10 protein-coding genes and 3 pseudogenes are annotated in these 11,911 nt (G+C 66.4%); 3 read left to right on the top strand and 10 right to left on the bottom strand.

Going from position 1 to position 11,911, the window contains the following annotated elements; translation table 11 throughout:
* Window positions 1-140: 140 nt before the first annotated feature.
* From DEU38_RS29795 to DEU38_RS10915, 3 genes and pseudogenes are all read right to left on the bottom strand, one after another.
* Window positions 141-544 (bottom strand): annotated as a pseudogene (locus DEU38_RS29795) (DDE-type integrase/transposase/recombinase).
* Between the two features lie 5 nt (window positions 545-549).
* Window positions 550-1,968, bottom strand: a complete 1,419-nt coding sequence (locus DEU38_RS10920) for a DHA2 family efflux MFS transporter permease subunit (protein ID WP_181818734.1) — start codon at window positions 1,966-1,968, stop codon at window positions 550-552.
* An 11-nt stretch (window positions 1,969-1,979) separates the two neighbouring features.
* Window positions 1,980-2,597, bottom strand: coding sequence for an NADPH-dependent FMN reductase (locus tag DEU38_RS10915; protein WP_114720961.1), 618 nt, complete (start codon window positions 2,595-2,597; stop codon window positions 1,980-1,982).
* 66 nt (window positions 2,598-2,663) lie between these two features.
* Here DEU38_RS10915 and DEU38_RS10910 point away from each other — a divergent pair, with 66 nt between their 5' ends.
* Window positions 2,664-3,251 carry a TetR/AcrR family transcriptional regulator gene (locus DEU38_RS10910; protein ID WP_114720958.1) on the top strand — a complete coding sequence of 196 codons (588 nt, stop codon included), beginning with the start codon at window positions 2,664-2,666 and terminating at the stop codon, window positions 3,249-3,251.
* Window positions 3,252-3,377: 126 nt separating this feature from the next.
* On the opposite strand, the gene DEU38_RS10905 is transcribed toward DEU38_RS10910, so the two are convergent.
* The gene (locus DEU38_RS10905; protein ID WP_114720955.1) at window positions 3,378-3,986 is read right to left on the bottom strand and encodes a TetR/AcrR family transcriptional regulator; all 609 of its coding nucleotides are present in this window, start codon (window positions 3,984-3,986) and stop codon (window positions 3,378-3,380) included.
* Between the two features lie 198 nt (window positions 3,987-4,184).
* Between DEU38_RS10905 and DEU38_RS10900 the strand changes: the two genes are divergently transcribed.
* On the top strand, window positions 4,185-5,306 hold the full coding sequence (locus tag DEU38_RS10900) for an alpha/beta hydrolase (RefSeq protein ID WP_114720952.1): 1,122 nt from the start codon (window positions 4,185-4,187) through the stop codon (window positions 5,304-5,306).
* Between the two features lie 12 nt (window positions 5,307-5,318).
* On the opposite strand, the gene DEU38_RS10895 is transcribed toward DEU38_RS10900, so the two are convergent.
* The 4 genes and pseudogenes from DEU38_RS10895 to DEU38_RS10875 form a co-directional block, all read right to left on the bottom strand.
* On the bottom strand, window positions 5,319-5,744 hold the full coding sequence (locus DEU38_RS10895) for a VOC family protein (RefSeq protein WP_114720949.1): 426 nt from the start codon (window positions 5,742-5,744) through the stop codon (window positions 5,319-5,321).
* A 52-nt stretch (window positions 5,745-5,796) separates the two neighbouring features.
* A complete protein-coding gene (locus tag DEU38_RS10890) occupies window positions 5,797-6,828 on the bottom strand; it encodes a zinc-binding dehydrogenase (RefSeq protein WP_114720946.1) in 1,032 nt (343 codons plus the stop codon).
* 732 nt (window positions 6,829-7,560) lie between these two features.
* Window positions 7,561-8,211 (bottom strand): pentapeptide repeat-containing protein, encoded by a 651-nt coding sequence (locus DEU38_RS10880; RefSeq protein ID WP_114720941.1) that lies wholly within the window; start codon window positions 8,209-8,211, stop codon window positions 7,561-7,563.
* A gap of 374 nt (window positions 8,212-8,585) precedes the next feature.
* Window positions 8,586-8,720 (bottom strand): annotated as a pseudogene (locus tag DEU38_RS10875) (IS110 family transposase); the annotation flags it as partial.
* 34 nt (window positions 8,721-8,754) lie between these two features.
* Here DEU38_RS10875 and DEU38_RS10870 point away from each other — a divergent pair.
* Window positions 8,755-9,336 (top strand): hypothetical protein, encoded by a 582-nt coding sequence (locus DEU38_RS10870; RefSeq protein WP_114720938.1) that lies wholly within the window; start codon window positions 8,755-8,757, stop codon window positions 9,334-9,336.
* Between the two features lie 324 nt (window positions 9,337-9,660).
* On the opposite strand, the pseudogene DEU38_RS10860 reads toward DEU38_RS10870, so the two are convergent.
* Together DEU38_RS10860 and DEU38_RS10855 are read right to left on the bottom strand one after the other, a co-directional pair.
* Window positions 9,661-9,894: pseudogene (locus tag DEU38_RS10860) on the bottom strand (helix-turn-helix domain-containing protein); the annotation flags it as partial.
* Window positions 9,895-9,999: 105 nt separating this feature from the next.
* A complete protein-coding gene (locus tag DEU38_RS10855; RefSeq protein WP_114720935.1) occupies window positions 10,000-11,817 on the bottom strand; it encodes a BCCT family transporter in 1,818 nt (605 codons plus the stop codon).
* Window positions 11,818-11,911: the final 94 nt, after the last annotated feature.

Below are 11,911 nucleotides of genomic sequence, written 5' to 3'. Positions count from 1 at the left end.
ACCCGCGTATATCAGTCTGACCGCGCGTCGCACACCGACACGCTCACCACGCAGACTCCGGCCGAGGAAGCAACGAGGCGCCGTCGGGGTCGCTCCCCGGCGGCGCCTCACCATGGCCTCTTGACAATCTTCTCTACATATCAGTTGTATGAAGCCAGGACGTTGGTTACACCGAACGTGGAGTTTCGAGGTCGGCGGACGGTCGCCGACGGCAGAGTGTGGCCTGTGGAGGACCTTGGCGAAGTCCTTGGCCCGATAACAGCTGCCGTTGTCGGTGACGATCCGCTGGATGTGGAGGATGCCCGTGGGCTGTGAAGAATGCGCGGGCGCGGTGCATGAAACCGATTGCGGTGACTGACTTCTCATCGGGCAGCGATTCGATGTAGGCGAGGCGGGAGAAGCCATCGACCGCCGAGCCCACCCCCTTGCTCGCGCAGGCACGCGAGATGCCCATTTCCGCGGCGACGTGTGCGATCAGTCTGGTTTTGCACCGCTCGATCAGCAGCCTGCGTCCCTCGACTGACAGTGGTGCGTTTGCATGCAATCTCGTCACAAGTGATCCTCGTCCGATGGTTGTGGGGTCCGGTCTGGTCTTGTTGCGCGGTAGATGAGCCAAGCTCCGGTGGTGGCTCCCAGGGAAGCGACCAGAAGCGCCAGATGGGCGCGAGTGAAAGCCGCTGCGACACCTGTCCGATTGCTGGCGACGAGTACCGCGCAGATCGCTCCGCCGAGGGATCCGCCGATGCGTTGGAGGATGTTGATCTGGGCGATCGCGTCGGGGAGATGCGTAGCGCTGACGGACTTGTAGGCAGTGATGCCAGCCGGCATCGCCACCATGTTGACAGCAGCGCCGAAGACGATGAGTGGGGGTTGGAGCACCCAGATCGGCGCATTCAAGGGCAGAGCCGTCAGAACTGTGATGGTGGCTGCAGCCAGCACACCACCGGCGAGCGCCACGCGACTGGGACCGCGGCGGTCGATCCAGCGGCCGGTGATCGGGGCAGTGACCGCAGTTGCGCCTGCGAAGCCGAGGAGGCTGACCCCGGCATCGAGTGGTGTCTGCCCGCGACCGACCTGAAAGTACAGGGCGAACAGGACACCACTTCCGAAGATCAGCGCTCCCGAGAAGAACGCGGTCACGGCACCGGCACGGAATCCTGGCACCCGGAACATCTTGAGGTTGAGTAGCGGATGGGTGGATGTGAGGGTGACAGCGACAAACGCCGTCAACGCGAGGGCCGCGAAACCTGCGGCCGCGACGATGTCGGGGGCCAATTGGCCGGCGTCTCCCCACCGGCTGGCCGCGAACACCAGGGCGGGGAGCCCGACGCTGATCAGCCCGAGCCCGGTCCGGTGTAACGGGGAGGTCGTCGATGATCCGACGTCTCGGGGGAGCAGGCGGTTACCAAGTAGGAGCCCGGCCACACCAATGGGGATGTTGATCAGGAAGAGATACGGCCAGGCGGCGCTATGCAGGATGAATCCACCCAATAGGGACCCGATTGCGGGCGCCGCGCTGACGGCGATGCCGAGGGTGCCCATCACCCTCCCCAGACGGTCGGGTCCGACTGCTTGGCCCAGGACAGTTTGGCCGGTCGGAATGAGGACACCTCCGGCGAGGCCTTGGAGCACGCGCGCCACGATGAGGAGCTCGATTGTGGGCGCGGCGGCGCACCCGATGGACGCCACAGTGAAAGCCGCGAGGGATGCCAGCCACAGTCGCCTACTGCCGAAGCGACGGGCGAGCCATCCCGCCAGTGGAAGAGAGACAGCCAGAGCCAGCAGGTAACCGCTCGCAACCCATTGCGTGGCCGCTAGCGAAGATCCCAACGCATGGCTGATCGAGTCCATGCCGACATTGACGATCGAGGCATCCAGGCCACTCGCGAACGCGCCGAGCACGATCACCCAGCACAGCCGCCACGTCCGTGCATCGATACGATCGGATTGCTCTCCGGCGCCGCTCACCGCCGCCGAGGTCACGGCCTGCGCCCCGCTCGAAGCGCGCCCAGCGCCTCGGACCAGTCCGCGACCTCTTCGAGCATCCGCTCGAGAATCTCCTCGTGGTGGGGCGCGGGAGTGAGCCGGCCCGGCTGCTGAATTTCCGGGAGGTCGAAGTCCGTGAAGAGACTGAGCGCGACCTGGCTGCGGACACACGCAATCTTGACCTCGGCGAGCGTCAGGCGCAGATGTTCGACCGCGCGCACACCGCCATTGAGGCCGTAGCTCACGAAGCCCGCCGCCTTGTCGTTCCACTCCGAGAACAGAAAATCGACGGCGTTCTTCAACGCGGCCGGAAACGAGTGGTTGTACTCGGGAGTGATGAACACGAAACCGTCGTAGGTAGCGATCCGTTCGGCCCAGCGACGAGTGTGCGGCTTCGCGTAGGCGCCAATGGCGGCGGGCACCGGTTCGTCCAACAGAGGCAGGTGGTACTCGGCGAGATCCACCATCTCGACCTTGGCGCGCCCACGAAGGTGTTCTTCAGCGTTCTCGTGCACCCAGTCGGCGACGAGTCTCGCCCGCCGGTGGGGGCGGGTGGATCCGACGATGACTGCGATTCGGGGTACGGACGTGGTTGCGGTGTGGGTATCCATGCGCCCAAAGTACAACGAACGTTGCACTTAGTACAATGCTCGTTGTACTCGATTGGGAGGTCTCGTGTGAGTGGATACAAGGAGCGGGCATTGCTCGACGGAGCCCTGCGCGTATTTGCGCGCGATGGCTACAGCAGGGCAAGCATCCAGTCGTTGGCGACCGAGGCCGGCGTCTCCACTCGGACGATCTACAACCGATACGGCAGCAAGGAAGCGCTGTTCCTGGCGGTCATCCTCGACAGCGCCAACCGCGTCGCCGAGCGTGAGATCGCACTGGCGGGTCGGCTACTCGGCCGCATCGCAGACCTCCGCCGTGACCTGATCGCGTTCGGTGTCGCTTGGGCGACACCGGATCCGGCATCGCAGTCCCACTTCGCCATGATCCGGCAGGTGGCCGCCGACGCCGATCACATCGACCCGGACGTCCTGGCGGCGTGGCGCCATGCCGGTCCGGAGCGCGTCCGGTCCGCCATCGCCGAACATCTACTCGTCATGAGCAGCCAACGCCTGCTGAGGGTGGAGGATGGCCAGATCGCTGCCGTTCACCTGATCCAGCTCACCGCCGGCACGGTCAACTCAATCGCCTCCGCAACCGATATCGAGCACGTTGTCACTGAGGGCGTGGATGTCTTCCTCGCCGCATACGGACGTTGACCAGCAAGCTGAGCTCGCATGTACGCACCTTCTCGTCAACAACGTCACGACCCGCAACAGCAACAGTCGCCGCACCGACCGAATCCTGCTGCACGACAGCTTGATCGCAACGATCCCAGAGCACGGCTAGGCGACCACCACGGGCCGAGCCGCCAGCCCGGCGAACATCTCGGCGAACGCCTCGAGCGACGCCTCCACCTCGTCGGCCCGGCGGTCTGCCAACCATCCCAGGATGAGACCGTCGATGGCCGTCGTGACCATCCGGCTGAGCACGGGAATCGGTACGGTCCATTCGATTTCCGCGGTCTCCGCGAGCCGCTCGAGGAACGTGCCGGTCGACGCGTAGTACTCGCGGTACTGCCACTCGGGGATGTCGCTGCGATTGGGTTCACGCAGTGCCCCGACCGTCAATTCGTAGAACACCAACTGCTTCTCAGGCTGTACGCTCACCATCCGCCACAACCCGTAGAGCCCCTTGTGGATCGACTCCCGGACGTCGACACCGGGTGACAGGGTCGCGACCGCGGTCTCGACCATCCCCGCGACCACCTCACGGGTGAGTTCTCGCAGCAACTCCTCCTTCGAGGAGAAGCAGTAGTGGAACACGCTCTGCTGCACGCCGGCCTCGGCGCAGATCGCCCGGGTGCTGGCGGCTGCCAGCCCCACGTCGGCCGTCACGCGGATCGCTGCATCGATCAGGTCTCTGCGTCGTTGTTCGACCGAAACGTATGGCATTGCAACCCTTCCCGACCATCGCACAAATGTTGTCGGCAGCGTAGTGTCCGGTCCCGCCGAGGACCAGAGTTAAGCGCAATGAATGTGCCGACTCGACCGATGTCCACTTTCACCCTTGTTTCCAAGTCGGTCAGTTGACAGACTTCGCTTGCACACCCGGACGCAGGATGTTCGGGCCCCGCGAGAGGACGAACATCGATGAAGACGACACTGCTGGAGTCGCTGCTCGAATCGGCGGTCCGCACCGCGGCCACGATCGCCGGGTCGCTGCCCTCCCCGATCCAGCGGGCCCTCGCCGGCCGTCCGATCCGGGTCGACGGCCAGGAACTGAACACCGAGATCCAGTTGATGCTGCGCATGCTCGCGCTGATCCCGGACTCGGACTTCGAGGAACTGCCCCTCGAGCAGTCCCGTGCCCAGATCGATATGGAGGCAAGGCTGGTCAGCGGGCGCCCGATCCCGATGGCGTCGGTGGAGACCGTGACGATTCCCGGTCTCGCGGGGCCTATCCCCGCGCGCATGTACCGTCCGGAGGGCCTGCCCGCGGCGGCGCCGCTCCTCGTGTACTTCCACGGTGGCGGTTTCGTTCTCGGCAGCCTCGACAGCCACGACTCACTGTGCCGGTTCCTCGCCCGGCACGCCGAGATCGCGGTACTGGCGGTGGACTACCGACTGGCGCCCGAACATGCGTTTCCCGCCGCGGCGGACGATGCGGTGGCCGCATTCCGGTTCGCGGTGCAGAACGCGTCCACGTTCGGCATCGACCCGGATCGTGTGGCGGTGGCCGGTGACAGCGCCGGCGGCAATCTCGCCGCGGTGGTCTCCCAGATCACCCGCGCCGACGCGACCCGGCCGGCGTTCCAGATGCTGTTCTTCCCGTGGCTGGACATGACGGTCAAGCGGCCGTCGTACGGGTTGTTCAGTGATGGCTTCTTCCTCACCGAAGCCCAGATGGATTGGTACACAGGCCACTACGTGCCCGACGAACAGGACCGCACCGATCCGCGCGCATCACCGATCCTCGCCGCGGACCTCACCGGCCTGCCGCCCGCCTACGTCGCGATCTCGGGCTTCGACGTGCTGCGGGACGAGGGCCTCGAGTACGCCGAGCGACTCCGCGCAGCGGGGGTGCCGACGACCCTGCGCGTCCACAGCGGACTGGTCCACGCCTTCGTGAACCTCACCGGCTACGGTCGCGCCGGCGTCGACGCGCTACTCGAGGCGGCCGGCGCCCTGCGGGTGGGTCTGTCGTTCGCGCCCCGCTCCGCAGCGGCACCGGAACTCGAGGCCCGCGAGGCCGCCGTGGAAGCCACTGACTGACCGCCTGACCGCTCAGCTCACGCAGAACTCGTTGCCCTCCGGGTCCGTCATCGTGATCCAGATGCTCGGCCCCTGCTGCCCGCGGTGGAGGATCGACGCCCCGGCGGCGACGAGTTCGGTCGCCACCTCCTCGCGACGATCCCCCACGCGGAGATCGAGGTGCAGCCGGTTCTTCACCGACTTGCTCTCCGGAACCAACTGGAAGAGCATTCGCGGGCGTTGCGGATGCTCGGGGTCGCGGATCGCCGCGCCCTCCCTCCAGACGAGTACGCCCTCGAACACCAGGGTGTCGGACTCCTGCGCGTGACCGGCCGCCACGAGACCTCGGATGAACTGCTCGTCGCTGGGCTCGACCTGCCAGCCCAGCGCGTTCGCCCACCACTTGGCCTGCAGGTGCGGGTCCTTCGAATCGACTGTGATCTGAATTTCGTATCCCATGCGCCGACGCTACTGCCGGGCACCGACAGAATCCGGCGCACGGGACCGATACTCAGGGCTGCACGAGAATTCGGATCGGGCTCCCCTCGTGGCCCAGCAGCTTCTCGATGCCCTTCGCGACATCCTCGAGCGGGATGATCTCGCTCACCGACCGGGACAGGTCCAGGCGTCCGCGCGACACCAGCTGGGCCAGCGTCTCGATGTCGGCGACGTTGTAGCCGAGGTGCCCCATGACGTGCTTCTTGGACAGCACCAACGCCGCGGTCGATCCCAGCGAGACGTCCTGTCCGCTCATGCCGACCACCACCAGCCGTCCGCCGACGTCCAGGCAGCTCAGGGCCTGCTCGGAGGTGACCTTGAGGCCGGCCGCATCGAACGCGACGTCGAGCATCTTGCCGCCGGTAGCCTCCCTCACCTTCTCCCGCAGGTTTTCGTCACGCGAGTCGAATGCGAAGTCGGCGCCGAGTTCGAGGGCCCGCTCACGGACCACGGGATTGATGTCGAAGGCGATGATGGGGACCGCCCCGACCAGGCGCGCGAGTTGCACGATGTGCGTGCCGATCCCGCCGACACCCCACACTCCGACGGACTCGCCGACCTTGACCTGGCCGGTCCCCACCACGGCGCCGAACGGCGTGGAGACCGCGTCGGCCAACAGTGCCGCCTGCTCGAGCGGAACGTTGTCGGGCACCCTGGTGAGCCCACCCGCCTGCGCCACCGTGTACTCGGCCCAGGCGCCGTCGTAGGCGAAGGCCATCAGCTGGATGTTCAGACAATTGGTGAAGTCGCCGCGACGACAGTTGCGGCACTTCATGTCCGGTTTGCCGGCGGACGGGATCACCCGGTCGCCCACCTGCCAGCCCTGGACGCCCGGACCCAGCGCGGCGATGGTGCCCGACGATTCGTGCCCCTGGGTCACCACCGGCAGCATCGCCGGGAAGGTACCGTCGAGCAGGCTCAGGTCGGAATGACAGATACCGCAGAATGCGACCTTGACCAGGACCTCACCGGGACCCGGCTCGGGGATCGGAACATCCTCCACCACATTGGTTTTCGTAACCGCATGAAATCGCGCCGCGCGCATCGTCCGCTTGCTTTCCGCCACAGTGCATCCTTTCCGAATCACGGATGCGTGGGCACGAGATCGGCGATGCCCGCACTCCGTGGAGTCGACAGACCCGAACGCCGCTCACCTTACGCCGGTCGCTCCCGAGGCAGGCGAGCGTGCATCTCTCTGACGGTGCGGTGTCGACTCATCGCGGAACGAGCTCCGTCAACAGTCCCACGTGATGACCGTAGGTGCGGTTCGGGCGGCGATCGTCGTGGCACGGGCCACGACATCGAGGGTGATGACGAGCCGTCGCGCGGAGAGTTCGCGGAGCGCGGCGACGGTACCGCCGGTGCTGACTCGGGGGTCGCGGACCTCGACGACGTCTGCGTCGGCGACGCATGAGCGCGTTGCGGTCGTGGAAGAACCGCTCCTCCGGGCGGCCGCCGACCATCACCCGACGCTCGGCGAGCGCGAGCAGCCGGGCGTGCTCGCTGATCTGCTCCGTTTCCAGCCGGCGGTCTGATCGGGTTCGGCTGGTTCGCCCAAACTCCCAGCCTGGCCTCGTGGGCGGTGGCCGCCGACAACAGGTCGGCATCGGTTGCTGTCCCTGTGATCGCGAGCCGGGTGCCGTGCCCAGAAGCGGGCCTGCCGGTCACCCGAACTCGTGGCTCATCGCGGATCCTTGGCCGGGTAATCCCCGGTTTCGGGTGAGGTGCGCTGTGCCCGCATTACCCGGCCAAGGCGGCCTGACGAGCCACGAGTTACTTAGGAGGAGGAAGAGCCGAAAAGATTCTCCAGAGATCCCTGACCAGCAGGACCGGCAGGACCGGCAGGACCGGGCACCGGGAGAAGGACCGGGGGTATGGAAACGGTACCGGTCAGATCAACGCCAGTAGCTTGTGTGAAGTTGGCGCCGTAGACGTTTGCGCCCGACAGGAGGGCGCCCGTCAAGAAGGAATTCGTGAAGTTCGCACCGACCAGATTCGCCCAAAGCAGATCTGCGTTGACCAGACTCGCGGTGGTCAGGTTCGCTCCGGAGAGGTTCGCCATAGACAGGTCCGCACCTGTGAGGTCGGCACCGGTCAGATTCGCGTTGGTCAGGTTCGCACCGAGGAGATCTGCGCCGGACAGGTCCGCCCTGGAGAGGTCGGCACCCGCCAGATTCGCGGAGCGCAGGTTGACGCCGGAAAGATCCGCGAACGCGAGATTCGCGCCGGGGCAGTTGGTGGTGGGCGGCGGGGTGTCGTTGTATATGGTGCACCCGCCTACGACGACGGGGGCGGCAGATGCCGGAGCCGCCGTCGCCAGCACAGCAGCCGCCAATATCGCGCTGCCGGCAAGGACCGAGCCGATTCGGCCACGCCGCACGCTCCGTCGCCGCTTCCCTGCCGCGGCGCTCCTCGTCCTGAACATCATCCATCGCGCCTTTCACTCGTTGGAAAGAACTGTGGGATCGATCTTTCAGTTGCGGCATTCGTTGCCCGGGGGCCAGCACACCAAGTCGTGACGTCCGCTCCGCCTACGCGCAGCGAAACCGAGACCGATCCGTGACCTGAAGCTTCACCAAGCGGGCGAATCGACCGAGTACGAAGGAACACTACGACGTCACAAGCGGCGCTCGGACGGTACGGTCCGCGACTCGGTCATGTTCTCCGTCACCGCGGAAGACTGGCCCGGTGTGCGGCAGCGCCTCACCGCCCGCCTGCACTCCTTGGTTTCGGCACAATGATGCCGAGTCCTTGCCGCCTGGCCCGGGGCAAGGTGTTCTCACGCAGCCGACGCTGAAGGATTCGATAGAGGTCCTTGTTGGTGAGCATGGTGTAGAGGACATCGCAGCGGCGGCGGGATAGGCGGATCAGAGCTGCGTTGTGTTTCTTGCCCTCTCCACGTTTTCGGTCGCAGTAGGCCCTGCTCGTGGGGTCGGACATCGAGCCGGTGGCGGGCCCGTAGTCTCCGTGCATGGGGGAATCACCGAAGGTATCCGGCCGCGTCCTGACGGCCTCGGCGCTGTGTGCCGGCGTGGGAATCGCGCTGGCACTCACCGGATGCACGATCGACGATCAAACCACCGAGAGGGCGGACACCACGACGTTCGTCGTCGAGACGCAAGCAGAACCGCGGGCGGAGTGTTCGTCGGGATGGTCCCGGGAGTTCGGGCCCGCGCGGCCCGGTACCGCCGAGGTGATGGTTCCGGACACGCCGCTGTTCGCCGAGGTGTGCCGCTACGAAAAGGCTGCCCGCGGGGATGCACCACCTACCCCGCCACCTCTGACGGCGTCGGGACGTATCGACGGCGCGGAACTGGCCCCCGTCGTAGACGCATTCAATGCCGCCGCGAGTCCGGCGAACCCCCGCCGGTGCGGAGGGCCAGCCGGTGGCGGCCCGGAGACGTTCGTGTGGACCACCTTCCACTACGCCGACGGCTTGCCCGTACACGTCGGCTGGTCAGGACCCTGCAATCAGAGCAACAACGGCACCAGGTCCGCCGAAGGCCCAGCCAGTCCAATCCCGCCCTACTGGGCCAACCCGGAACTGCGATAGAACGATCGGTTACCTACACGAACGTCGCTGCCCGTGATCGCGCGTGGCGGCCTGCGATAAGTGAGCAGATGCGCGCGTTACGGGTTCTGCTGGCCTGCTTCGGGTTCGTGTTCGGGCTGCTGATCGTTGCTGTCAGCGCTCTGATCGAGTGGACCTGGGTTTCCGAGCCCACCCGGACGAACTGCGCCTTCGTCGGCGACGACCCTTACGGCTCCACCTTGTCCGTGGGCATCGACCAGCGGTCACTCGTTCTCGCTGTCGCGCTTCAGTTTGGTGGGGGCGTTGCTGGGGTGGCTGGCCGCGGTCATCGCGGCCCGTCGCCTCGACGATCCGGGTCTCGACGTCGTCCGCGGTTCGGGTCGGCATCGTGTGCGGGCGAGAGGACCGATCGCGCAATCCGGCCTCGCCCTCAGCCTCGTAGCGGGTCACCCACGTGGACACGCACTTGCGGGAAATGCCCATCGCCGAGGCGATATGGGCCTTGGGCCAGCCGCCGCAGTACCGCTCGACGATGAGCAATCTGCCAAGAAAGGTGGTGCGCGCATTACGGTGGGACACGAGAACCTCCGGTCGGATGTGGGCCTTAGACAAGCCACACCCCAACCGGAGGTTCTCTTCACATCAAGCCGACACGCCCGCTACCAACGTCCTGGCCGGGTACAGCTAGGGCGTTTCGACTCCGACAGGCTGCCGGTTCTGCCCCTCGGCCGAGTCCGCGAACTCCGGGGTGTCGAACACCTCGCCGCCGAGCGGGTCGGTCGCCCGCGCGGCGTCGTCGAGCGTCACCGCACCCGAGTCCGGGTCGACGCTCACCGCGCCGGTCGGAACCTCGTGCACCGCGAAGATCCGGTGCCGGGCGCCGGCAGGGCCGGATCGCCCGGCCGGGGGCGCCGTCAGCCCTGCCAGCGTCGCCGAGACGCCCGACCGGCGCCCGCGGTCCTCGGCCGGTCGGTCCCCGCCGGCCGACGAGATCCGGACGTACCGCGGTGCGGCGGCCACCTCGTATCGGAAGGCCTTGAGCATCGAGATGCAGGCGAGGACCAGCACCACCGAGAACGGCACCGCCGTCGCGATCGACGCCGTCTGCAACACCGTCAGCGATCCGCTGCCGCCGACCAGCAGCAGCACCGCCGCGACCACCCCCTGGAGCACCGCCCAGTAGACGCGCGTCAGCACCGGCGTGCCCATGTCGCCGCCCGTCGACAGGATGTCGATGACGAGGGAACCCGAGTCGGCCGAGGTCACGAAGAAGAAGATCACGATCGCGATCGCCAGGAGGCAGGTCACGGTCGCCAGTGGCAGTCCGCCGAGGAGCGTGAACAGGCTCGTGTTGGTGTCGACGACGCCGTCGGCGCCGAGCATGTCACCGTCGTTGCGCTGGCGGAGAATGCCGGAGCCACCGAAGATCGTGAACCACAGCGAGCCGACGAGGGTGGGGGCGAGCAGCACGCCGAAGACGAACTCGCGGATGGTGCGGCCCCGGGAGATGCGGGCGATGAACATGCCGACGAACGGCGCCCAACTCATCCACCAACCCCAGTAGAAGATGGTCCAGGCCCCGGCCCATCCGTCCTCCGCGAACGGAGATGTTCGCAGCGCCATCTTCGGCAGGGCCTGCATGTAGCCGCCGAGGTTCTGGACCCACGACTGCATGATGAACAGCGTCGGCCCCAGCAGCAGGACGAACACGGCGAGCGCCACCGCGAGCAGCATGTTGATGTTGGAGAGCCACTTGAGGCCCTTGGACACCCCGGACACCACCGAGAACGTCGCGAGCGCGGTGACGCCGGCGATCAGCGCAATGATCAGCCAGTTGTCGACCTCCACCCACCCCAGGTACTCGAGACCCGCGGTGATCTGCTGGATCCCGAATCCGAGCGAGGTCGCGACACCGAACAGGGTGCCCACGATCGCGACCACGTCGATCGCGTGCCCGATCGGACCCTCGATGCGGCGTCGACCCAGAAGTGGCTCGAGCAGCCACCGCACCGAGAGTGGACGGCCCTTGCGGTAGGTCATGTACGCCAGACCCAAGCCGACGACGACGTAGATGGCCCACGCGTGCAGGCCCCAGTGGAACAGGGTCAGTTCCATGGCCTGGTTGGCGGCGGCGTCGGACGAGCCGGCGACCCGACCGGCCTCCGGCGGTTTCACGTAATGCGAAAGCGGTTCTGCAACACCGTAGAACACCAGACCGATGCCCATACCGGCACTGAAGAGCATCGCGAACCAGGACAGGACCGAGAATTCAGGTTCCTCGTCGTCCCGCCCGAGTCGGATGTTGCCGATCCGGCTCACCCCGCAGTACAGCGCGAACACAACGAATCCGGTGGCGGCGAGGATGTACCACCATCCGACCCCGTCGGAGATCACCCGATTGAGCGACTCGAACGCACCCTCCGCGGCGCTCGAGTACACCACCGCAAACGCGATCATCGCGAAGATCACGATCGAAGCCGGCACGAACACCGGTTTCTTCATCGCACGCCAAGCATTGCGCACATTCACTACTGCGAACTCCCTTCCGCGCCATCTGCGCGCCGGAATCGGGTGCAGACGGCAGAAGGCACTTGTC

The sequence above is a fragment of the Rhodococcus sp. AG1013 genome (assembly GCF_003350365.1).
Lineage (GTDB): Bacteria > Actinomycetota > Actinomycetes > Mycobacteriales > Mycobacteriaceae > Prescottella.
This window is presented reverse-complemented; position numbering and strand designations above follow the sequence as displayed.